The organism is Hungatella sp. L36 (assembly GCF_014288035.1).
On sequence record NZ_JACOPC010000001.1, the window covers coordinates 513,790 to 538,337 of the forward strand.

The window sequence follows — 24,548 nt, forward strand, 5'->3', positions numbered from 1 at the left end:
AGGCTTGTAACTCAACTACACGTAGTACGACATGCTATGCTTGTCTCCTACCTCAAACATTGGCTACAATAGGCTGATTGACGGCAGCCTGCCTGTTTTGGATATGCCTGACAGGCCTCTGCGAACAGAGTATTGTATCTCTTTATGGTAGATACATATAGCTTGGGTTCGATTATCGGACCCCAAGCATACCTGCTTCATACTGTAAGATAAGTGTCTTCGCAACCATGAGTTTTATCAGGGTTACATAACGGGATTCTTATTCACAGAGCCTTTGCGGTTTCAATGAAGAGGTGTGCTTGCGTATATTCTACTATAATTACGGGTAAAATGGCAAGAGGAAATTTTAAAATTATTGAAAAGGGGGGGGCTGAGTGCATAAACCTGCATGTGCATTTTGCGAAAGGCAGAGTAGGAAGATACGAGGAAGACAAAGAGCTGGAGATCGAATTTCGTGAGAATCCGGGAGAGGACATCCTGCGGTTCATCGAACAGACGCTGCGGAACGAGTCGTGCAAATCTGACAATATACGGCTGGCAGGGCTTTTTAAGTCCAGGAGTGAGATTAAACGGGTGTCCATTCAGTAGCAGGCGGATGGAGGCCGGATAAGAGGTTCAGGAATAGAGGAGAAGGCATGTGCGGGTAACCGCAGCATGCCTTCTTCTTTTATGTTTCGTCAGGTACCGGTATGGAAAACCAGATTACGGTAAACTTTCCACAGCGGCTGTTCATATGCAGAACGGAGCCTTCACCGTAGGATAAGACCAGACGGGAATTGGTGTTCGCCAGTCCGATATGCTGATTGGAGTTTCGGCTGGTCTCTTTTAGGCCTGCTCTGATCGAAGCCAGCTGATCGGCCGGAATGCCCCTTCCTGTGTCATAAATGGTGAAGTAGATACGGTCCTTTTTTCTGTGAATGGAGATGGAGATCAGACCCTTTTCCTTCTTTTCTTTAATTCCATGGTAGATCGCGTTCTCGACGAGGGGCTGCAGAATCATTTTTTTGACCGGGTAGATAGAGCAGTCCGGCGCGAGGGAAAACTTGACATCGAAGCGGTCGGTGTAGCGGAGCTTCATAATTTCAAGGTATTTCTTTAAGTAGTTGATCTCCTCCTGGATCTTTACGTTATCCTGGGGATCACTGAGCGAGTAGCGCATGATCGCGGAAAGATACGATATCATCTGGCTGCACCGGTTCTCCGAGCCGGTCAGTTTGACGGATTCCCAGTAAATATTGTTTAACGTATTATGCAGGAAGTGGGGATTGATCTGGTGCTGAAGCGCCTGCATTTTGGAGAGCTGGAGCTTGGCTGCTTTTTCGGAATCCTGCATTTTTAAGTAGTCCTGCTCGATGAAGAGGCGGATTACGTTGAACAAGATGTATTCAAATGGGCTGGAGCTGCCTTTCTTTGGCTGACGGATCTGATTGACTGCGGTATCCGGTGTGCTGAATACGCTGATAATCTTATCGAGGTATTTGTAATCGTGCCGTGTCTTGAAAAATGCGATCATGCAGGCTACCGCGATCGCCGCCAGCGTGATGATGATGTACATGCTGGTCAGACTGATGGCCGTTCGGTAGATTTCATTCCTGGGGGTCAGCAGAAGATACGAAAATCCGTAGGATCTCGGTGACGGCAGGTACGTAGCAGTATACGATTTATAGTCCAGGTTGACGGCGTCCGCAGGGGAGGTGGCAGGAAGGGAGGCCATCTGCGCCGCAAGATCCAGAAGGGCGCCTTCCGGAAATTCCTCCGTTGAAGGCCAGACCAGGCGGCTGGAGGCATCCATCAGAAAGAGCTTCTGATCCGGAAATTCCAGCAGGCCGGACAGTTCGCTCTTCAGCTTGTCCGCGCTGAAGCTGAAGATGACCAGTCCGTTCTGGATATCGGTGGTTCGGCGGTACAGTTTCCGGTAGACCAACAGGCTGGGAGTCCGGTATTCTGTATACAGCAGCGGATCATCGGAAAACTCCATCCAGACGTCCTCTTCGCCTGCGTGACCGTAGGAGTTTAAGACGTCCTTTTCCTTGTCAGGAGGAAAGGAGATGAGCTTTGAGCTTAAGGGCACGAAGATCCGGCTGTAGTCATTTTTATAATAGACATAGATATTCCTCAAATAGCCGTCGGTGTAAATCAGGTTCTGAAAGTTCAGCGAAATGTTCTCGACGGACTTGATGGAATCCAGCGTCAGCGATTTCTCATCAAACGCGTTCTTTAACTGCAGCGTCACCCTGGGATTGGACGCGAAGAACAGGTATGCGTTGTCCACGTGGGTATAAAAGGTCTCCAGAATGTCATCGGCCTGGTTTAAGATTACCGAGGCCTTCTTTTCGGCCTCGCTGGTACTCTCATTCGTTGTCCGGAATATGCTGTACAGGCCGATGAGCAGAAGAGGGATCAGCATCAGAAGACTGTTGACCAGCAGGCTTCTGATGAAAAAACGGATTGTGGTGGAATGGTATTTCCGTTCCAGACCTTCAAGGATTGATTTATTTTTCATGGCTTCTGTACTCGGTCGGGGTGACGCCCCAGTAGGCCTTGAAGGCCCGTGCGAAGTTGTTGGGATTCACATAGCCGATCATGTTGCTGATGTTGTAGATCTTGGTGTCAGGATCCTTGAGGAACAGGGCGGCCTGCTTCATCCGCGCCTCGCCCAGCAGATCGGAAAAGGTTTTGGAGGTCTTCTGTTTGATCAGCTGGCTTAAATAAGAGGGGTTTAAATACAGGGATTCGGCCAGTGAGGACAGGGAGCCCTCCCTGTAATTCTGACTTAAGTAGCTTAAGACCTTCTGGATGATTTCATCGGTGGAGTAGTCCTGGGTATCGTCAGAACTTACATTATATTTGGCATCCAGTTCATGTCGGATGGTTCCGAAGATCTCCTTCAGCTCTGAAAAATTAGTCGGTTTTAAAACGTAATACCGGACGCCGTACCGGATCGCGTTCTGTGCGTATTTAAAGTTATCGTAGGCGCTTAAAAAGACGACCATAGGCCGGGCACCTTCCAGCTCCGAAACACTCTTTGCCAGCTCGATCCCGTCCATGCCGGGCATGCTGATGTCGGTCAGGATTACGTGGACGGAATGATCCTTTAGATAGTCCAGCGCTTCCTGGCCGCTGTCTTTCTGCCCGCATACGTGAAAGCCCTGCTCGTCCCACGGAAAACAGGACGCGAGGATATCGCGGGAACTGGCCTCGTCATCTACGATCAGTAGTTCATACATGGTATTTCCTCCCCCAGAATTAAGTGATTCCAGTATATCATGGGAAAGTTGCCACAGTCAAAGGTATAACCATGAAATCGATTTTCCCTAAAATAGAGATAGGCGGATAAAATAATGATAGATTGAAATGATAGGCGTTCACAATCGGCACAGGGGCGCAAAAATAAGCGGGCATGATAGAATACAGTCCATGAGTTATGTTCCGAAGGGAATGGAAACTGTTGCCATTCGCAGCCTGCCGCAAGCCTTCGCTGCCGGGTCTGGCTCCACCGGATTACGCTCCGGTTCCAGTTCCGGTTTCGGGTATAAGCAGTTCTAAACGTGCAGTATTTTTCTAAAAACCAGGGAAAATGCCCAAACTCGCTTCGCTCAGACAAGTGGTCATTTCCCCTGAACGAAAAATTCTGCGCGTTAAGAACTGCTAATGCCCTGCAAAGTCACAGGAACCGGAGCGTAAACCGGTGGAGCCAGACCCGGCAGCAAAGGCTTGCGGCAGGCTGCGAATGACAACCGGAAATCAGCAAAGGAGGAAAGTATCATGTCGTCACTGAAACCAAAAACCGCAGGGGGCACTGTCGTGAGAAAGTATCCGAAGAACTGGAGATGGGGGCTGCTCTTCATTCTGCCATGGCTTCTGGGATTCCTTATTTTACAGGCTTACCCGTTAATCATGTCACTGTATTACTCGTTTACGAATTTCTCCATATTATCGGAAGGAAAATGGGTCGGATTTGACAATTACATCAGGCTGTTTACGAAAGATAAGTACTTCCTGAAGTCGTTCTTTCTGACCTTTAAGTACGCACTGATGTCGGTGCCGATGAAGCTCGTCATGGCGCTCATCGTAGCGATGATCTTAAATATGCGTCTGAAGGGGATCAACCTGTTCCGGACGGTTTACTATCTGCCGTCAATCATGGGGGGAAGCGTGGCCATCTCCATACTCTGGAGATTCATGTTTATGAAGGAAGGCATGTTAAACAAGATGCTGGGCGCCGTACATATTCCGGCTGTCGACTGGCTGGGAGATCCGGACATCGCGCTCGTAACCATCAGCCTTCTGGTGATCTGGCAGTTCGGCTCATCCATGGTGCTGTTTCTCGCAGGGCTTAAGAACGTTCCGACAGAGCTTTATGAGGCGGCTTCGGTGGACGGGGCGAACAAATGGGTCCAGTTCTGGAATATTACATTTCCGATGCTGACACCCGTCGTGTTCTTTAACCTGATCATGCAGATCATACATGCGCTCCAGGAATTCACCTCCGCCTTCATTATCACCAACGGCGGACCGAACCATGGAACGTACCTGATGGGAGTCAAGATATACGAGGACGCCTTCCAGAATCTGAAAATGGGATATGCTTCCGCATCCTCCTGGGTGATGTTTGTGGCAATCCTTTTGATTACGCTCCTGGTATTCCGCTCGTCAAGCGCGTGGGTATTCTATAACGATGGAGGAATGGACTGATGAGAAGTAAAAAGAATAATCTGATCGCCTACGTGATCCTGATTGTTGTGGGCGCAGCTATGATTTATCCGCTGTTCTGGCTGTTTTTCGCCACATTTAAGGACAATAAGGAGCTGTTTGGAAAGATGACCCTGCTTCCGGAGCACTTCTCTTTTTCGGCATACAGAGAAGGCTGGAAGGGAAGCGGACAATTTTCCTATTTGACATTCTATTTAAATACATTTAAGCTTGTTATTCCGACGGTTGCACTGACCGCCATTTCTACCGGAATTGTTGCATACGGCTTTGCGCGATTTAAGTTTCCCATGAAGAAGCTGCTGTTCATGCTGATGATCTCCACACTGATGCTGCCGGACGCGGTTATCATGATCCCGCGGTACGTGGTGTTTAATAAGTTTGGCTGGGTTGACACCTACCTGCCGTTCTGGGTTCCGGCGGTCCTGGCATGCTATCCGTTCCTGATTTTTATGCAGATACAGTTTTTGAGGGGAATCCCGAGAGAGCTGGACGAATCGGCCTATATGGACGGCTGCAATCCGCTGATGGTATATGTGAGAATTCTGGCGCCGCTGATGAAGCCCTCCATTTTCTCCGTTATTATTTTTCAGACGCTCTGGAGATGGAACGATTACTTCAACAATCTGGTGTATATCAGCAGCGTGAAGAACTATACGCTGTCGCTGGCCTTAAAGATGTCGATAGACAGCCAGGGCGCATCTACACCGTGGAACCAGATACTGGCCATGTCTTTTCTGTCGCTGATTCCGCCGGTGCTGCTGTATTTCTTCGCACAGAAATACTTTGTGGAAGGAATCACAGCCGGAGGCATCAAGGGATAAGCACGTTATTATTTCACAGGACGAGTTTTCCTGTGAAGTAATAAAATGATAGGCTTATAATATGAAGATAGAATCTTATGATAGGCACCTGCAATCTGAGAAGGGGCTTGGAAAAATGGATTTGTGATAGAATACAGGTAAAGGGAAAACGATGAAGGAGGAAATATTATTATGAAGAAACAGTTAATGAAACGCGCGGCACTGGTGATGGCCGCTTCCATGGCGGCGGTGTCCTTGATGGGATGCGGATCGGGAGCAGGAGATAAGAAGACAGATACGACGGCGGCGGAAAGCAGTACTGCGGCAGCAGGCGCCAATGACAGTACGGCAGCTGGAACCACAGAAGCCAGCAAAGAACCCGTGACACTTCGCTTTTCCTGGTGGGGGAGTGACAGCAGGCATCAGGCGCTCCTGGCGGTGATCGAGGCCTATGAAAAAAAGAATCCCAATGTGAGCGTGGAGGCGGAATATCAGGGATACGATGGTTACTATGAAAAAATCATGACGACACTCTCCAGCAATACAGCGCCGGATATCATACAGCTTAGTAAGGAATGGCTGCCGGATATTCAGGGGGCGAAACACTATCTGGCGGATTTATCGACGCTGCCGGTGGATTTGAGTACGCTGAAGGACAATCTGCTGGAGATATCCGGCACTTATCGGGGAGAACCCAATATATTCCCGTGTACGGTCGGCGGTTCCACAATCGTATATGTCAATACTGACTTCGCAGAACAGTACGGAGTAGACCTGACGAAGAAATATACCTGGGATGAGATCAAAGAACTGGGTAAATCGATTCATGAAAAGGATAGTGACGTATACTTGATGACGGCTGATGCTGACATGCTGAACCGTCTGTACGTTCAGCCTTATCTGGCACAGATAACAGGAAAGCCTCTGATTGACGAGGAGACCTATACGATGAACTTTACAGAGGCAGACGCGGCAGCAGCATTCCGGAATATTGAAGAATTATATTCAACCAATACGATAGAACCATTCGGTGAGGCGGCGGCCTTTGCGGGGCAGGCAGACCAGAATATGAAATGGATCAACGGCAAGGTTGGCATGATCGTGGATTATACAGGAAGTGCACCGAAGTATATCGCCTCGATCGACAGCCCCCTGGAAGTAATTCCTCTTCCGGTCATTGAAAATGCAAAGACCAGCGGATCAATCTATGGAGGCGACCGCGGATACGCTATTAATGATAATTCCATAAATAAAGAGGAAGCTGCAAAGTTCCTGGATTTCCTGATGAACGATCCGGAGTCTATCAAAATCTGTAAAACAGATGTGGGTTACTGTCCTACCAAGCAGTCGGATGATATTTTGATAGCGGAAGGGGTTATAAGCGAGGTACAGAAAAAGGCAGTAGAAGTTTCTGCGGAGAACTCCTATACGAATAATATGATCAGCGGAAACACGGAACTGGAAGTAGTCCGAAAAGACCTGATTCAGGAGGTTATCTATGGAGATATCACACCAGAAGAGGCAGCAAAAGAACTGGTGGAGCAGTATCAGGAAATTTTGGATGAGCTAAAAACGAACTAATAGTAATATAACGTCAGGGCGCTGTGAAATATTTGGATTTTACAGCGCCTTTGCCAACCTTCAAAACAGATGGAGCTGATATGAAAACTGAAGCAGTGGATTTAATCATGTTTATGGGACAAAGCAACATGGCCGGAAGAGGGGATTTTAGAGCAGCTCCGAAAGTAGAATCGGGAGCTGCATATGAGTACCGCGCTGTTTCTGCGCCGGATGGCCTGCTGCCTTTAAAAGAACCGTTTGGTGTATGGGAAAATGATAAAGACGGAGTATATGAACCTGGTATGAAAACAGGCTCTCTGACCGCTGCTTTCGTTAATGCCTGCTTTCAGCAGACTGGGGTTCCGATTGCTGGGGTATCCTGTTCTAAGGGAGGCACCTCCATTTTGGACTGGATGCCGGAACAGGCCTATTATAAAGACGGTGTCAGGAGAATGAAACGGTGTGAACACTGGCTGAGTGAAAACGGATACATAATAAGACATCGCCTGATGGCATGGTGTCAGGGCTGTACAGACGGTGATCGCGGAATGGATAAAAAAGAATACCGGGAATATACAAGAAGATTTTTACATGCATTTATGGCTGACTGCGGGATTGAGGTCTGTTTTTTAATTCAGACAGGCAGCCATCGGGATAATCCGGAGCTTTATGTTCCCATACAGCTGGCACAGGAAGAGCTTGCGGCTGAAGAGAAAAACGTGATTATGGTGAGCAGGCAGCTAAAAACCTTTGCAGGCAGGGGACTTATGAAAGACGAATTTCACTACTGTCAGGAAGCCTATAATTTGACAGGGGACGAAGCTGGAAATAACGCGGGTAAGTATTTGCAGAGTCTGAAAACAGGAAAAGGAGATATCGCGCCGGAGAAAAAGGATCAGGAGGAAACATAATGAAAAAATTGTATTATCAGAATATGTTTTTAAAGATGGTAGAACCGCTCAAACCACACTACAGCAAAGACTGCGCCCATCTGGAACTGGGGGCGGCCGCGGCTGGATACGGCAGCCAGATCGCCGGAATGGAGGGATTCTCACGGGTTTTGTGGGGGCTGGTTTCGTACTGGGCCGGCGGAGGCACGGATGAAAGTCTTCTGCCGGTTTACCGGAAAGGCCTTTCTGCGGGCACGGACCCGGAGTCGGAGGCATACTGGGGGGATTTACACGACAAGGATCAGCGGATGGTCGAAATGGCTGCGATCAGCTACGGGATCCTGATGGTTCCGGAAAAATTGTGGGATCCGCTGGAAGAGAAGGAAAAGAACCGTCTGGCGGACTGGCTGTATCAGATCAACCGGTACTCCCAGGCAGACAACAACTGGCAGTACTTTAAGGTGATCACCAACCTGGCGCTGCGCAGCGTGGGAAGGAAATGGAGTGAAGAACAGGTAAAGGATGCCATGGACCGGTACGAATCCTTTTATATTGGAAATGGCTGGTATTCCGATGGAAAACGGCCGCAAAAGGATTACTACACATCCTTTGGAATTCATTTTTACTGCCTTCTCTATGCGGCTTTCATGGGACAGGACGATCCGGAGACTGCAGAACGGTTCAAGTGCCGTGCGGCGAAATTTGCAGAGACCTTTCTCTATTGGTTCGATGATGAGGGGAAGGCGCTTCCTTTTGGCCGTTCCTTAACCTACCGCTTCGCGCAGGCAGCATTTTTCAGCGCCTGCGCCCTGGCCGGTGTGGAGTGCATTTCATGGGGCGTGATGAAGGGGATTCTGGAACGCCACATGGAATACTGGATGGCGCAGCCGGTCTTTGACAATGGAGGTGTCCTCACCGTCGGTTATACGTATCCGAATCTGCTGATGTCGGAGAGCTACAATGCCCCTGGCTCGCCCTACTGGTCGTTTAAGACCTTCGTATGCCTGGCTCTGCCTGACAGCCATCCGTTCTGGAAGGCAGAAAGCGAGCCGCTTCCGAAGCTTTCGGAGGTTCTTGCGGTGAAGGAATGCGACATGGTGCTGTGTCACCGGAAACACGAGGTTGTGGCCCTGACCGCAGGCCAGTATCCGGTGATGGAGCATCCGTTTGCGGCGGAAAAATACGCCAAGTTTGCCTATTCGTCCGTATTTGGATTCTGCGTATCCCGCTCCTTTCATCAGCTGGAACAGGCGGGAACCGACAGCATGCTGGCTTTTTACGCGCATGGCATGTACTACGTCCGGAGGGCGTGTCTGGAATACCGTGTTTCGGAGAACGGTGTCTATTCCAGATGGAGCCCGGTGGAGGGCATCGAAGTGGAGACGTGGCTTCTGCCGGTGAAAGGCGGCCATAAGCGCAGACATAAGATAACCAGCACCATATCCTGCGTAGCTTATGACTGCGGTTTTTCCTATCCGAACTGTATGGAGGAGACGAAAAAGACGGAGGGAAGAGGAGCTGCGGAGGTATCCGATGATCATGGCAAAAGCCGGATCGAAGCCGAACATGGAGTCGGAGACGGCATTGTCATTACGGCTCTGCCCAATATGAATCTCATTTTCCCCAATGTCTGCATACCGGCAGTCCGTTTCGCGGTTCCGGCAGGAAAAATGGAGATCGGGACACTGGTAGAAACAGAATTTACGGATCGGAAGATTGTGATCGGAGGAGGAAACTGTTATGCTCTGGGAGATTGATGGTGAGACCCATATCTGGGCGGAGGAAATCTGGGGGAAATTAGAACGGAAGCTGGAGGCCCAGTGTCTCCGTCTAGGCTCCATGATGCCCTACGTTCCTGTAAACGGCGTCTACGAAGATATGGGAAAGAAGGAGCTTGCGGCCTGGACAAATGGGTTCTACAGCGGAATTCTGTGGCAGATGTATCATGCGGCAGGAAAGGAATGTTACAGAAAGGCCGCGGAGGGAATTGAGATGCGGCTGGATGAGGCTCTCGCTTCCTATATAAAGCTGGATCACGATGTGGGCTTCCTCTGGCTGCATACGGCTGTGGCCGACTACCGGCTGACCGGCAGCGAGGCTTCCAGAACGAGAGGCCTTCACGCGGCGGGAATTCTGGCAGGCCGCTATAATCCGAAGGCCGGATACTTAAGGGCGTGGAACGGGGAACGGTCCGGAATCGCGATTGTGGACTGCCTCATGAATCTGCCGCTTCTCTATTGGGCAGCGGGAGAGCTTCATGACAGCGCACTCCGTCAGATCGCGGTGAATCATACCGGCATGGCGCTGAAATACATCATCCGGCCGGATGGCTCCTGCAACCATCTGGTGGAATTTGACCCGGAGACCGGAGAATATCTGGGAAATCCGGGAGGTCAGGGCTATGAGAGCGGTTCCTCCTGGAGCCGGGGGCAGGCGTGGGCCATCTATGGCATGGCGCTGGCCTACCGGTATACCGGAAACACAGCGTATTTGGACGCATCGAAGCGGGTGGCTCACTATTTCTGCGCCAACGCGGCGATAAACGGATATGTGCCGCTGATCGATTTCCGGGCGCCGGAGGAGCCGCGCTACCTGGATACGACGGCGGGGGTCTGCGCCGCGTGCGGACTTTTGGAACTGGCCGGACACGTGAAGCCGCTGGAAAAAAATCTGTACGTGAAGTCGGCTGTCCGCTGCTTAAAGGCGGTTACAGATGAGTACTGCGAGTGGGACCCCAAAAAGGATTCGATTGTCTCCCATGGCTCCGCCAGATACGACCGGGCCGCCGACCGGGAGGTGCCTGTTATCTATGGAGATTACTTTTTGGTGGAAGGAATTCTCCGCCTTTTGAATAAAGACTTTTTGATCTGGTAAAGGAATCAATACTGTTTTTATATCGAGGTAATCTGTTCCGTAAAATGTCTGTAATAAAGGTTCCCTCCATTGTTCGTTCCAGTTTTTTATGTTATACTACATCGTGTACTCTGTCCATATGTGATTCTGATATGCAGAATGGATAGAAAACGAAATTGTGGAGGAATGAAAAGTGGGAAAATATAAAAGAGGGATGATTATGGGATTTTTGGTTTTTGCAGCAGCTGCAGGGTGTGTCGGCTGCGGAAGCCGGACGGTTCAAGCAGATAACCACATTAAGGTAAGTCTTTACGATTTTAATCTGTTGGGTGAATATACGGACTATGTGGAAGCGCAGGTGCCGGACGCAGAGATTGAATGGAGTGTGGGTAAGAACACACTGAATTTTTATACCTATCTGCAAAAGCATGACGATCTGCCGGACATTATGACAAGCCGGCGTTTTTCGGTGTTGGATGCGCAGACTCTGAAGGACAGTCTTCTGGATTTGAGTGAGACGGACCTGGCTTCCTCCTACCACAGCGTTTACTTAGATAAATACAGAAACGAGGAAGGCACGGTGAACTGGCTGCCGGCTCCGGGGATATTTGACAATCTGGTTGTCAATAAGGCGTTATTTGACCAGTATCAGATTCCGCTGCCCACGGATTATGACAGCTTTGTAGAAGCCTGTCTTGCGTTTGAAGAGAATGGAATTCGTGGGTTTGTCAGCGATTATGCCTATGACTATACCAGCATGGAGATCATTCAGGGGCTTTCCATCGAGGCTCTTTCCTCACTGGAGGGGAAAACATGGCGGCGCAAATATGAGAACAGGATGACAGGAGGGCTGGACAATGTTGTATGGCCGGAAACCTTTGAGCGTATTCAGGATCTGATTGATAAGGGCGTCATAAAGGCGGATGAGGCAGACTGGGATTATTATAAGGTGAAGGAGGAATTTGTCAACAATCGTATCGCGATGATCCGGGGAACCGGCGCAATTGTCTCGGATCACGTCAATAATGACAAGATGGATGCGGTGGCACTGCCTTACTTTGGAAGCTCCGGGGAAGAAAACTGGGCGCTGACCTACCCGGTATTCCAGACGGCGGTTAATCGCAGTACAGAGAAAGACGAGAACCGTAAAAAGCTGGTGCTGGACGTGCTGAATGCCATGTTAAGCCGGGACGGGCAGCTTATTTTAAACGAAAAGATTGGCGCGCAGATCTCCTACAACAAAGACATTACCCTGCCGCTGCTGGAGGAAATGTCCCGGATGGAGCCGCTGATTAAAAAGAATCATATTTACATCAGAATCGCTTCCAATGACTTTTTTAAGACTTCTCTGGAGGTCTTTTCTGGGATGATGTCAGGGAAATACGATGCAAAACAGGCGTATCAGGCATTTGATGCCAGCCTGAATAGCGCAGGGGATGAGCCGGAGCAAACAGCGGTTACCTTTGAACAGAGTTATCCGTATACGTGGGATTCCGAAAAAGGGAATGTAGCCGGTTCCAGTGTCGCCAACACGGTCTGCGAAGCGTTGGGGGCAGACGTGCTGGTCATGCCGTTTTTTAACGTTACATGCGGAATTTATGCCGGTGAGCAGACCAAGGAGGAAATAGGATTTCCCGCCCAGGGGCACTCGATTGTCATGGGGACAGTCACGGGAAGCGAGCTGGAGAATTTATTGAAGCAGTTGGTTGCACAGACCAGTGTGGTATATCAGCTTCCGGTCGTCAGTGGAATCACTATGGAAATCAAAGAGACGGAGAATGGCTTTGAACTAACTGGCCTGAAGATCAGGGGAACAGAACTGTCCCAGGATAAGGTGTTTACCTTTGCTTATTCCGATAAAGCCGGGAAAAACGTGAAAAATGCGCTTCAATACGTCGGGGGAAGCGATAAGTTTTCGGCAGTGGAGGGCGAGAGCCTGCAGTCGGTCTGGACAGGATATCTGACCAGGGGGAATCAGCCGCTGCCGCCATCGGACTATCTTGTAATAAGCAAATAGGAGAGAACTATGAAGGTAAAGCTGCGTCGCATTATCCTGCAACTTTTATTAGGTGTGGCAATTATACTTCTGTTATTTGTCCCATATACCCGGTATATGAACCGCCAGGTTCGCAATGAGAGCGCCCAACATCTGGAAGAGCTGTTTCTTCAGGTCAACAACACATTCTCCAATGTTGTGTCCCGCACATGGAATATTCTGCATGGCTGGGAAATGCCCATTCAGGAAAAAAGCGGAGATCAGAAAGGTCAAGGGCAGCTGGAAGCGTATATGGAAGAGCAGAAAGAAGCCTGGGACTTTATCGATGTCTACTTCCTGGATAAAAACGGAAATTACATGACTCTTTCAGGAGAAAATGGCTATTTTGATTTAGGGGACAGTCTCTTTTCCCTGATGAACGAGGATATGGATATCGTAGTCAACAATACGCTCAGCACAGGGGAACCGATCTTTCTGTTTGCGGTTCCTATAAACGAGGGCAGGCTGGGTGACTTTACTTATCGGTCGGTCGGTGTCTCCTTTCATCAGAATACCTTGATGAATTTGTTGAAAATCAACGCCTTTGACAATCAGGCGAATTGCTTTGTCATTTCGCCAAATGGTGCAATTGCCATGTCCGGACTGGAGAAAAAAGAGAAAATAACCTACAATTTCTTTGCTTATTTGGAAAACAACGCCCGCTTCCGGCATGGAACTCTGGATTCATTTCGCTCAGATATCCGGAACAAGAAAATGGGAATGGTAGAGTTCTATGAGGACGGCGTGGATTACTATCTGTCTTATCTTCCGGTTGGTCTGGAGAATTGGACGATGCTGGGACTCGTTCCCAAGGATGCGGTCAATGCCAATACCAACAGCCTGCGCATGGTCACGACTGCTGTAATCGGAGCGCTGTTTTTAGGACTGTCTGTTGTGGTCATATTCAGTCTGATGCGCAGAAACCGTGATTTAATCCATGGCAAGGACGTAGAACTGAAATACCGGGAGCAGTTGTTTAACCTGCTGATTACCAATGTAGATGATATCTTTGTCATGTATAGCCCGGGGGCGGTAAGTGCCGAGTATGTGAGTCCAAACGTGGAACGGCTGCTGGGGCTTTCCCAGAAGCAGGTTCAGGCGGATGTTTTAAAATTGGAGTGCGCCGTACTTGGGGATACATTATTGTTTTCGGATTTGGGAGAACTTCCCATTGGGGAGAGCCGCCGTCAGGATGGTTACATGCGCAACTTAAGCACAGGGGAACGGCGCTGGTACTGCGCTGTGATGTACCATGAGATGGTGGAGGGCAGTGAAAAATACATCCTCATCCTGTCGGACCGCACCGATGAGAAGAAGAATGATGAGCGTCTGGGCCAGGCCCTGGATGTCGCGCGGAATGCAAATGCTGCAAAAAGCACGTTTTTATCAAATATGTCCCACGATATCCGGACACCTCTCAATGGGATTGTCGGAATGACAGTCATTGCTCAGGCCAACCTGGACAATCGGGCCAAGATCGAGGACTGTTTAAATAAAATTTCGTTTTCTTCGAAACATTTGTTAGGATTGATCAATGATATTCTTGACATGTCGAAAATCGAGAGTGGTAAAATGACGCTCAATTACGAACGCTTTTCCATTGAACAGCTGGTGGAGGGCATTATGGAAATCATACAGCCCCAGACGGTGGCGAAGAAGCAGACGTTGGAGACTTCAATACAGGTTAAGAACCATGAACTGCTTGGCGATACCCTGCGGCTGAACCAGGTGCTTCTCAATCTGCTGTCAAACGCCGTGAAATATACGCAGGAAGGCGGGAAAATCCTGTTCTCCGCAGAAGAGCGGGAGAGAACATCGGCTAACTATGTAGGATTTCGTTTTACGGTAGAAGACAATGGGCGGGGAATGACAGAAGATTACATAAAGACCCTGTTTGATCCTTTCTCCAGAGAGAAAAGCGCGGAGGTGTCTAAAATACAGGGGACCGGGCTGGGCATGTCCATCTGTAAGGGCATCGTAGAGCTGATGGGAGGAATTATTCAGGTAGAAAGCGTCCCTGGGGAGGGCAGTACGTTTACGGTAGATTTGTCTCTGCGAATCGAGAAGGAGACGCTTGTAATTCAGGAAAGTGCCAAAGCCGGGGAGTATGGTAATTTTGACTACCACAACAAACACTTTTTGGTCGCCGAGGATAATGAATTGAATGCGGAGATCATTTGCCAGCTTCTGGCTATGGAGGGAGCCGATGCTGTCTTAGCCGGCAATGGCCGGGAGGCAGTAGAGATATTTAAACAGTCCGGTGAGCAGTGTTATGACGCTGTCCTCATGGATGTCCAGATGCCGGTTATGAACGGTTATGACAGTACACGGGCGATCCGCGGTCTTGACCGGCCCGATGCCCGGAGGATTCCGATTATAGCGATGACGGCAGATGCTTTCGCGGAGGATATCCAGAAGGCGAAGGAGGCGGGCATGAATGCCCATGTGGCAAAACCTATTGATATGAAGCTATTGTCGGAGGCACTGAGAGAAGTAGTGGGGGAACGTGAAGATACGATTGTGTAAAAGCATATCCCGCCCGCGTGTTTGCTCCTGTTCCATCGGCTCACTGTATGGAATGACAGCCCGTTATCGCTGCTCTACGCCAGGGGCAGAGCAAGGCTTTGGCTGGGCCCAACATCATAAACTTAAAAAGTTATAAAAGGAATCTGTCACACCCAGGCGGATTCCTTTTATTAGGTATTAGGGAAAAGTGACAGTATGAGTAATGGGTGAACAGACTCTACTGTAATGTGTTCTTGAAATCTGAGACCATCTGCCCGTCTCCCCTTTTATATTTCTCTTCTAAAAAAGATAGTTCCATTTTGCGTCCTGTAAACATAGCAATCCTTCTTTCTAATCCCATTCAGGAAAGCCCGTTCGGATAAACGCGAAAGCTTAAGTATGCTTTGCCTTGACGCAGCATACTTTTTCAGTGTATGATGATACAAAATCAAAAGCTGTCAAAAGAAATAAAATGAAATAATATTAAATAAAATGAAGTGGAAGACTGGTGAAAGATGAGGAAGAATGATATGTGGCTTGCCGCCGGTGTGCTGTCCGCCGCTGCAGGAGCGGGACTTTTGCTTCGCTCGCAGTATGAGAGGGAGCAGCTGTCCGTAGAGAGGACGGAGATTCTGACTGAAAAGATAACGAGAGACTGCCGGATGGTGTTCCTCTCTGATTTACATGATCATGAGTTTGGTGATCATAATAAACGCCTGCTCCATGCGGTCGATGAGGTAAAACCTGACGTGATCCTGATCGGGGGCGACATGATGGTCAGCAGGGAAAGCGCGGATCTGCGGGTATCCCTGGAACTGATCGGGGAACTGACGAAACGCTGCCCCGTCTATTACGGCAATGGAAATCATGAGACGCGGATGAACCGGGAACGGAAGAATTTCGGGATGCAGTATGACATCTATGTGAGGAAGCTAAAGAAAATGGGAGTCCATTTCCTTTCCAACAGGACAATGGAGTTCCGGGATGATATCGCCGTCACCGGAATCGATCTGGCAGAACGGTATTATAAGAAGTTCCATCCCGACCATCTGCGGCCGGAGGAGATTGGAAGGCTGGCGGGACCGGCTGAACGGGAGCGGTTTCAGATCCTGCTCTGCCATTCGCCCCTCTTTTTCGATTCCTGCCGGAAATGGGGCGCGGATTTGACGCTGTCCGGCCATTTTCATGGGGGAACCATACGCCTTCCGTATCTGGGCGGGGTCATGACCCCTCAGTTTCAGTTCTTTCTGCCGTGGTGCGCCGGAACATTTGAGGAGAGCGGGAAGTACATGATCGTGAGCCGCGGCCTGGGGACGCATTCCATCAATATCAGGCTGAACAACAAACCGCAGCTTGTGGTGGTGGATTTAATAAGATGCAGCCGTACTCTGTGAACTGCAACGTTCTTAATGCCCAATCAAAGAGAAAATCAGGTTAAATATTTACAGAAGCCGATGGATTTGATATACTAATCGGTAGCGCTTACTTTCTGATGCCGGGAGGAAACTATGGGAATATCCTATAAGCTGGAGAATTTTGAGGGTCCTCTGGACTTGCTGCTCCATCTGATTGAAAAGAATAAATTGAATATTTATGACATTCCTATTGTGACGATTACGGAGCAGTATCTCGATTACGTGAGCCACATGGAGACCGAGGATTTAAACATTGTCAGTGAATTCCTGGTGATGGCGGCGACGCTCATCGACATCAAATCCCGCATGCTCCTGCCGAGAGAAGTGAATGAGGACGGCGAGGAGGAAGATCCGAGGGCTGAACTGGTGGCGCGTCTTCTGGAATATAAGTATTACAAATACATGGCGTTTGAACTGAAGGAGAAGGAGGTCGGCGCGGACCGCCTGCTTTTTAAGGGGCCTACGGTGCCTCCGGAGGTGGCGAAGTATGAGCCGCCGGTGGACTTGGATGGCCTGTTGGACGGCCTGACGCTGGCAAAGCTTCAGGAGATTTTCAAGTCCGTGATGAAAAGGACAGAGGACCGGATCGACCCTGTGAGGAGCCGGTTCGGTAATATTACGAGAGAACCGGTGAGTCTGGAGGACAAGATCACCTCGGTTCTGAGTTATGCCAGGCTGCACCGCAAATTCTCTTTCCGGGGAATGCTCGAAAGGCAGGCGGACAAGACGGAGGTCGTGGTGACGTTTCTTGCGCTTCTGGAGCTGATGAAGATCGGTAAGATTCATCTGACCCAGGAGCATTTATTCGACGATATGTTTATTGAGACGCTGGAGCCGGAAGGCGAGGAAGAGGATCTGGACTTATCGGAGTTAGAGGAAGATATCGAAGGGTATAAAAAAGATGAAGAAGAAGTGGGAAGCGCAGGAGTCGCTGCCGATTGAGGAACTGAGAGAGATTACGAATGAAGAGCGGGAGTATGAGGCCGTGATCGAAGCGGTCTTATTTACCATGGGTAATTCCGTCGAGGTGAGACAGCTGGCAGCCGCGATCGGACAGGACGAGGAGACGGCAAGATCCGCCGTAAAACGGCTCATGAAGCAGTATGAAGCCGGACGGAAGGGGATGCAGATTATCGAACTGGAGAGCAGCTACCAGATGTGCACCAGGCCGGAGTATTATGAGAATCTCATCCGTGTGGCCGCCACCCCGAAAAAACAGGTGCTGACGGATGTGGTCCTGGAGACGCTGTCGATCATCGCCTATAAGCAGCCGGTCACGAAGATGGAGATTGAGAAGATCCGCGGCGTCAAGTCCGATCACGCGGTGAACAGGCTGGTGGAATATAACCTGGTATACGAGGTGGGCCGTCTCGATGCTCCGGGCCGCCCCGCACTGTTTGCCACGACAGAAGAGTTCCTTCGCCGGTTCGGAATCGGCTCGACTCAGAATCTCCCCACTCCGGACCCCGAAACCGCTGCCGAGATCCGCATGGAGGTGGAGGAGGAGTTAAAGGGAAGCGGAGAGCTGCTCCCCGAAGATGAGGCGCTTCTGGAGGAAATCCCCCTCACCGAGTTGGGAGACGGGATCGCGGAAGCGGCTGTAACCCGTGAGGACGATGGAAACACAGAATAATTACTGCACGCAGGCGGCTTAGAGACAGTCGTTTCGTGCTCACAATCAGGAGGACATACAGTGACAGAGAAGATCAGAATAAAATATTTTACAGATAAAATCGAGCGTTTATGCTACATTGGAGGCAAATCCGACTGGATCGATTTACGTGCGGCGGAAGAGGTTGAACTGAAGGCGGGAGAGTTTCAGTTGATTCCGCTTGGAATCGCCATGGAGCTGCCGGCCGGCTATGAGGCCCATGTGGTGCCGAGAAGCAGCACGTTTAAGAATTACGGTGTGATCCAGACGAACAGCATGGGAGTCATCGATGAGACGTACTGCGGGGACAATGACCAGTGGTTTTTCCCGGCTTATGCCCTTCGTGACACGGTGATTCACGCCAATGACAGAATCTGCCAGTTCCGTATCATGAAGCACCAGCCGGAGCTGTCATTTGAGGAAACGGACAGGCTTGACCATGAGGACCGCGGAGGCCACGGAAGTACCGGAAAGCAGTAACTTCCCCGGATGGAGAATTTAAGATGAAAACATGTTCCAGAGTAAAAATGGGTTCCAGATTAAAGCTTCTCGTCCTGACGGCAGGCGTATGCATGAGCTTAACCGTAGGATGCGGAAAGAGTGAAAATAAATATACGTACCGCGATGCGGGAATAGAAGCGCTGAATGCTGGGGATTATGAGAGTGCGATCGCTTCTTTCGACGAGGCGATTAATGCCTCCAACGCGCTGGTGGGCGCATTCGATATTGACGTACTGAAATACCGTGCGGAGGCGGAATACCGTGCCGCAGATTACCAGGCTGCCTCGGATACCTACGGTATCCTGATCCAGGTGGATAAGGAGCGGCCGGAATATTTGAACATGCGCTGCGTCTCCAAAGCGCAGACGGGAGACTTAAGCGGGGCGCTGGACGATTATAAGCGTGCAGCCGAACTGGATACGGAGAAAAATGCTCCGGGCAGGGCGGAGGCGATTCTCGCGGCCGGAGCGGCGCTGGAGAACCAGGGAGCATCCGCCGAGGCCATGACGCTCTATGAGAGCGCCCAGGCGGAAGGAATCGAAAATGCCGAGCTGTACAACCGGATGGGCCTCTGCAAATTCGGGGAAAAAGATTATGAGACGGCTATTACCTATTTCGCCCAGGGATTATTAAAGCCGGACGCGGCCTCGGTGCCGGACCTGATCTACAATCAGGCGGTTGCATACGAGTACAAGGGAGACTTTGACAAGGCGCGGGAGCTGATGGAGCAGTATGTGGCAGGAAACAGCTCAGACGAAGAAGCCGCGCGGGAACTGGAGTTTTTAAAAACAAGGTAATGGATTAGGAGATCAATGGCTGATTTAGTGGAGTTAAAGGAAATCGAAGAGCGGGTCATTCTGGTGGCCGTGAGCACGGAAGAGGAAAGCCTGGCAGCAGCCTCCTTAGAGGAGCTGGAGGAGCTTGTGGAGACGGCGGGAGCCGTCACGGTGGACAAGATCATCCAGAACCGGGAACGGATTCATCCGGGGACGTATCTGGGCAAGGGAAAGATCGAAGAGGTGAAGGAGCGCGTCTGGGAGCTGAATGCCACTGGCATTGTCTGCGATGACGAGCTGTCGCCCGCACAGCTTCGGAATCTGGAGGAGGCACTGGATACGAAGGTGATGGACCGTACCATGGTAATTCTCGACATTTTCGCTTCCAGGGCGACAACCAGGGAAGGTAAGATCCAGGTGGAGCTGGCCCAGTTGAAGTACCGGGCGGCCAGACTGGTGGGACTGAGAAATTCGCTCTCCCGTCTGGGCGGCGGAATCGGAACGAGAGGTCCCGGCGAGAAGAAGCTGGAGGTGGACCGTCGTCTGATTCACGACCGGATCGGCCAGCTGAAAGCGGAACTGGAGGATGTGAAGCGCCACAGGGACGTGGCCAGGCAGCAGCGGACAAGGAACCATACTCCGGTGGCAGCCATTGTGGGTTACACCAACGCGGGAAAGTCCACGCTGCTCAACACGCTTACGGACGCCGGAATTCTGGCGGAGGACAAACTCTTTGCCACGCTGGACCCGACAACGAGAAACTTAGAGCTTCCCGGCGGGGAGCAGATTCTTCTGACTGACACGGTCGGATTTATACGGAAGCTGCCCCATAATCTGATCGAGGCGTTTAAGAGCACACTGGAGGAGGCAAAATACTCGGACATCATTCTTCATGTGGTGGACTGCTCCAATCCCCAGATGGATATGCAGATGTATGTGGTCTATGAGACGCTGAAGGATTTGGGCGTTCACGACAAGGAAGTGATCACAGTCTTTAATAAGATAGACGCGGCAGGTGAGATGAGGATTCCCCGCGACTTATCTTCCGATTACCAGGTGAAGATTTCGGCAAAGACCGGGGAGGGACTGGACGAGCTCCTGAATCTGCTGGAGAGTATTTTGAGGAGCAGGAAAGTATTCCTGGAGCGGATATACCCCTATCAGGATGCCGGAAAGATACAGCTGATCCGGAAATACGGCCAGCTTTTGAAGGAAGAGTACCGGGACGACGGTATTTTTGTCAGCGCCTATGTGCCTGCGGAGATGTATGCAAACCTGATTTAAAATGGCAAAAAGCATAAATGTACGGCTGCGGAGCACACCGGTCGAATTGGTGGTTGAGAAACTGTGTAAGGTGTGCTATACTGACAGACAGTCCGCAGTTTTGCGATAAGTGACTCGAAGCTTATAAGAAAACATAATAAGACACAATATATGGTTTTAATGTTTTTTGCGAAACCAGATATTGTGTTTTTGTTTCTCTTCTGCTATAATAAACAATGCACCGGTTAAGGCGGTGTCAGGGTTGTAAAAGGAAAGGAGTCAGGTATAAATGATATCAGTATTGAAAAGAGATGGGGAGGTCGCTGAATTCAGTCTGAATAAGATAACGGAAGCGATAAAGAAGGCATTTAAGGCTACAAAGAAGGATTTTAATAATGAGATTCTGGAGCTGTTGTCCCTCCGTGTTACGGCGGACTTTCAGGAAAAGATGAGAGACGGCCAGGTAACGGTTGAGCAGATTCAGGACAGCGTTGAGCACGTCCTGGAGCAGACCGGTTACACGGATGTGGCAAAGGCCTATATTTTATACAGAAAACAGAGAGAAAAAATCCGTAACATGAAGAATACCATCCTGGACTATAAGGATGTGGTGAACAGCTATGTGAAGGTGGAGGACTGGCGTGTCAAGGAGAACTCGACCGTTACCTATTCCGTAGGCGGCCTGATCTTAAGCAATTCCGGTGCGGTTACGGCAAATTACTGGCTGTCCGAGATATACGATCAGGAGATCGCGGATGCCCACAGGAATGCGGATATCCATATCCACGATTTGTCCATGCTGACAGGCTACTGCGCGGGCTGGTCCTTAAAGCAGCTTCTCATGGAAGGTCTGGGCGGCATTCCGGGCAAGATCACATCATCCCCTGCAAAGCATTTATCCGTGCTCTGCAACCAGATGGTCAACTTTTTAGGCATAATGCAGAATGAATGGGCAGGCGCTCAGGCATTTTCCTCTTTCGATACCTACCTTGCTCCTTTTGTAAAGATAGATAACTTAACCTACCCGGAGGTGAAGAAGTGCATCGAGTCCTTCATCTACGGCGTTAATACGCCAAGCCGCTGGGGTACTCAGGCGCCGTTCTCCAACATCACGCTGGACTGGACCGTGCCGGGCGATATGGCAGAGCTTCCGGCTATTGTAGGCGGTAAGGAAGCGGACTTCAAGTACAAAGACTGTAAGACAGAGATGGACATGATCAACAAGGCCTTCATCGAGACGATGATCGAGGGAGACGCCAACGGACGCGGATTCCAGTATCCGATCCCGACCTATTCCATCACCAAGGACTTTGACTGGTCCGATACCGAGAACAACAGACTGCTGTTTGAGATGACCTCCAAGTACGGTACGCCTTACTTCTCCAATTACATAAACAGCGATATGGAACCCAGCGATGTCAGAAGTATGTGCTGCCGTCTGCGCCTCGATCTCCGTGAGCTGCGCAGGAAGACGGGCGGGTTCTTCGGATCAGGCGAGAGTACCGGATCGGTGGGCGTCGTAACCATCAATATGCCGAGAATCGCTTACCTGGCAAAGGACGAGGCCGATTTCTACAGCCGTTTAGACCATATGATGGACGTTTCCGCAAGGTCCTTAAAGACGAAGCGGGAAGTGATCACCAAGCTGCTGAACCAGGGACTGTACCCTTATACCAGGAGATATCTGGGAACCTTTGAAAATCATTTCTCCACCATCGGCTTAATCGGCATGAACGAGGTTGGCCTCAATGCCGGATGGCTGGGCGAAGACATGACAAGTGTACAGACACAGGAATTTACAAAGAATGTATTAAACCATATGAGAGAGCGCCTTTCCGATTATCAGGAGAAATACGGCGACTTATACAATCTGGAGGCTACACCGGCGGAGTCCACGACCTACCGTCTGGCCAAGCATGACAGGAAGAGATATCCGGATATTAAGACGGCCGGAGCCGAAGGGGATACGCCTTACTATACCAACAGCTCTCATCTGCCTGTCGATTATACGGCGGATATATTCGATGCTCTGGATATTCAGGATGAGCTGCAGACCTTATACACCTCGGGAACCGTATTCCATGCCTTCCTGGGCGAGAAGCTTCCTGACTGGGCGGCCGCGGCGAGACTGGTGCACACCATTGCGGAGAACTACAAGCTTCCGTATTACACGCTGTCACCGACGTATTCCATCTGTGCAGAGCATGGCTATCTGATCGGCGAACACAGCGTCTGCCCGATCTGTGGAAAGCGCGCTGAGATCTACAGCCGTATCACCGGCTACTACAGACCGGTACAGAACTGGAACGAGGGCAAGACGCAGGAATACAAGAACCGTACCACCTACGACATCACTGGATCGGTACTGAAGAAGGGAAGCAAGAGTGCGGAGACGGTGAAGGAAGCCGTTCACAACGCAGAGATTCCGGCTGGTTCCTACCTCTTCACGACCAAGACGTGTCCAAACTGCAAGATGGCAAAGCAGTTCTTAAAGGACGTGGATTATGAGGTAGTGGATGCAGAGGAGAACGCAGAGCTGGCGGAACAGCTTGGCATCATGCAGGCGCCTACCCTGGTAGTCGTGAGAGATGGCCAGGTGAAGAAGATCGCCAATGCCTCCAACATCAGGAAGTATGCGGAGACCATCGCATAATACATCATGAATCAGTAAATATAAAATGCCGCAAATCACGGAGTAAAAAGTGATTCTGCGGCATTTTTTGCTGCGGATTTTGCAGCAGATTTCCGTATCTTCTGCGGAGTTGTCCCATACATTTCCTTAAAAACCCGCATGAAGACCTTGTAATTCGTAAGGCCGTTCTGTACCATCAGCTGCGTAATGCTTTCATCCGATTTCAGGAGCTCTTCGTAAAAATTCATGGTGCGCACAGAATTTACGTATGCCAGAAATGTCTGGCCCGTATATTTCTTAAACAGGCGGCAGAAATACTCCCGGCTTAGGCCCTGGGAAGCGGCGGCATCGTTAAGCGTCAGCGGCCTGCGGAAATTCCGGCGGACGTAGTCCATAATTCCGGCAATCCGCTTCATATCCCGGCTGGAATTGTCGTCGCCTCCCGATTCGTTCCAGTGGGAACAGCAGCGGTAGAGATAATAGAGAAACTCATAGAGGTGGGCGGTTACCAGAAGCTGATAGCCGTCCGCCTGTTTTTCGTATTCGCTCACCATGGCTTCCAAATGGAAGAACATCTCCTTTTGATCCGGGCTTTGGATTCCTTTCGTGATCAGTGTCTGGAAATGGAGCGCCTCAAAGTTTGGGAAAAAGCGCCTCATCTGCTCCGCCGAAATCTGAAGCAGCACATAGGTGGTAAGGCCTGCGGTCTGTGTCATATGAAGCTCGTTGGAATTGATGACCAGCAGGCTTCCCGGCTCCGGCTGATACGTTTCGGCCTGGATGACTGCCGTCAGGCGGCCGTCGATCAGGCACAGGATCTCTAAGTATTCGTGCCAGTGAGCCGGTATGGTCATGGGCATACAATGGACGAGCTCCAGCTTTGCCGGCAGATTGATGTTCTCGGAAACTTCTTCGTGAATGATGTGATCCATCCTGCGTTCCTTTCTCTGTTGT

General features: G+C 50.2%; 19 protein-coding genes. 16 read left to right on the forward strand and 3 right to left on the reverse strand.

Annotation, left to right across the window (positions count from 1 at the left end):
• Positions 1–390 precede the first annotated feature (390 nt).
• On the forward strand, positions 391–588 hold the full coding sequence (locus tag H8S80_RS02155; RefSeq protein ID WP_147338516.1) for a hypothetical protein: 198 nt from the start codon (positions 391–393) through the stop codon (positions 586–588).
• Positions 589–667: 79 nt separating this feature from the next.
• Here H8S80_RS02155 and H8S80_RS02160 read toward each other — a convergent pair whose 3' ends face one another.
• Entirely contained in the window at positions 668–2,503 is a 1,836-nt protein-coding gene (locus H8S80_RS02160) for a sensor histidine kinase (RefSeq protein ID WP_117630114.1), read from the reverse strand.
• On the reverse strand, positions 2,493–3,227 hold the full coding sequence (locus tag H8S80_RS02165) for a response regulator transcription factor (protein WP_002600524.1): 735 nt from the start codon (positions 3,225–3,227) through the stop codon (positions 2,493–2,495). The genes H8S80_RS02160 and H8S80_RS02165 overlap by 11 nt, the downstream gene beginning before the upstream one ends.
• Before the next feature lie 538 nt (positions 3,228–3,765).
• Between H8S80_RS02165 and H8S80_RS02170 the strand changes: the two genes are divergently transcribed.
• The 15 genes from H8S80_RS02170 to H8S80_RS02240 all read left to right on the forward strand — a co-directional run bounded on the left by H8S80_RS02170 (position 3,766) and on the right by H8S80_RS02240 (position 23,615).
• Entirely contained in the window at positions 3,766–4,695 is a 930-nt protein-coding gene (locus H8S80_RS02170; RefSeq protein ID WP_117630115.1) for a carbohydrate ABC transporter permease, read from the forward strand.
• The gene (locus tag H8S80_RS02175) at positions 4,695–5,534 is read left to right on the forward strand and encodes a carbohydrate ABC transporter permease (protein ID WP_002600522.1); all 840 of its coding nucleotides are present in this window, start codon (positions 4,695–4,697) and stop codon (positions 5,532–5,534) included. The genes H8S80_RS02170 and H8S80_RS02175 overlap by 1 nt, the downstream gene beginning before the upstream one ends.
• 171 nt (positions 5,535–5,705) lie before the next feature.
• Positions 5,706–7,094: an ABC transporter substrate-binding protein gene (locus H8S80_RS02180; protein ID WP_117630116.1), complete on the forward strand. Its 1,389-nt coding sequence runs from the start codon at positions 5,706–5,708 to the stop codon at positions 7,092–7,094.
• Positions 7,095–7,174: 80 nt separating this feature from the next.
• Positions 7,175–7,984: a sialate O-acetylesterase gene (locus tag H8S80_RS02185; protein ID WP_117630117.1), complete on the forward strand. Its 810-nt coding sequence runs from the start codon at positions 7,175–7,177 to the stop codon at positions 7,982–7,984.
• Complete coding sequence (locus H8S80_RS02190; protein WP_117630118.1) at positions 7,984–9,720, forward strand: DUF2264 domain-containing protein; 1,737 nt, start codon at positions 7,984–7,986, stop codon at positions 9,718–9,720. Before H8S80_RS02185 ends, H8S80_RS02190 begins: the two co-directional genes overlap by 1 nt.
• Complete coding sequence (locus tag H8S80_RS02195; RefSeq protein ID WP_117630119.1) at positions 9,704–10,837, forward strand: glycoside hydrolase family 88 protein; 1,134 nt, start codon at positions 9,704–9,706, stop codon at positions 10,835–10,837. Before H8S80_RS02190 ends, H8S80_RS02195 begins: the two co-directional genes overlap by 17 nt.
• A 199-nt stretch (positions 10,838–11,036) precedes the next feature.
• A complete protein-coding gene (locus H8S80_RS02200) occupies positions 11,037–12,833 on the forward strand; it encodes an ABC transporter substrate-binding protein (RefSeq protein ID WP_181987844.1) in 1,797 nt (598 codons plus the stop codon).
• Positions 12,834–12,842: 9 nt separating this feature from the next.
• Positions 12,843–15,377 (forward strand): hybrid sensor histidine kinase/response regulator, encoded by a 2,535-nt coding sequence (locus tag H8S80_RS02205; RefSeq protein ID WP_117630121.1) that lies wholly within the window; start codon positions 12,843–12,845, stop codon positions 15,375–15,377.
• Positions 15,378–15,886: 509 nt separating this feature from the next.
• Complete coding sequence (locus tag H8S80_RS02210; protein ID WP_117630122.1) at positions 15,887–16,750, forward strand: metallophosphoesterase; 864 nt, start codon at positions 15,887–15,889, stop codon at positions 16,748–16,750.
• A gap of 114 nt (positions 16,751–16,864) precedes the next feature.
• Complete coding sequence (locus H8S80_RS02215; RefSeq protein ID WP_002600516.1) at positions 16,865–17,713, forward strand: segregation and condensation protein A; 849 nt, start codon at positions 16,865–16,867, stop codon at positions 17,711–17,713.
• On the forward strand, positions 17,673–18,404 hold the full coding sequence (gene scpB, locus H8S80_RS02220; RefSeq protein WP_117630123.1) for an SMC-Scp complex subunit ScpB: 732 nt from the start codon (positions 17,673–17,675) through the stop codon (positions 18,402–18,404). Before H8S80_RS02215 ends, scpB begins: the two co-directional genes overlap by 41 nt.
• Positions 18,405–18,464: 60 nt before the next feature.
• Positions 18,465–18,902 (forward strand): dUTP diphosphatase, encoded by a 438-nt coding sequence (locus H8S80_RS02225; protein ID WP_117621778.1) that lies wholly within the window; start codon positions 18,465–18,467, stop codon positions 18,900–18,902.
• A 23-nt stretch (positions 18,903–18,925) separates the two neighbouring features.
• The gene (locus H8S80_RS02230) at positions 18,926–19,720 is read left to right on the forward strand and encodes a tetratricopeptide repeat protein (protein WP_110326821.1); all 795 of its coding nucleotides are present in this window, start codon (positions 18,926–18,928) and stop codon (positions 19,718–19,720) included.
• Between the two features lie 15 nt (positions 19,721–19,735).
• Positions 19,736–20,983 carry a GTPase HflX gene (hflX, locus tag H8S80_RS02235; protein ID WP_117630124.1) on the forward strand — a complete coding sequence of 416 codons (1,248 nt, stop codon included), beginning with the start codon at positions 19,736–19,738 and terminating at the stop codon, positions 20,981–20,983.
• A gap of 268 nt (positions 20,984–21,251) precedes the next feature.
• On the forward strand, positions 21,252–23,615 hold the full coding sequence (locus H8S80_RS02240; protein WP_117630125.1) for a ribonucleoside triphosphate reductase: 2,364 nt from the start codon (positions 21,252–21,254) through the stop codon (positions 23,613–23,615).
• A gap of 35 nt (positions 23,616–23,650) precedes the next feature.
• On the opposite strand, the gene H8S80_RS02245 is transcribed toward H8S80_RS02240, so the two are convergent.
• The gene (locus H8S80_RS02245) at positions 23,651–24,526 is read right to left on the reverse strand and encodes an AraC family transcriptional regulator (RefSeq protein WP_117630126.1); all 876 of its coding nucleotides are present in this window, start codon (positions 24,524–24,526) and stop codon (positions 23,651–23,653) included.
• Positions 24,527–24,548: the final 22 nt, after the last annotated feature.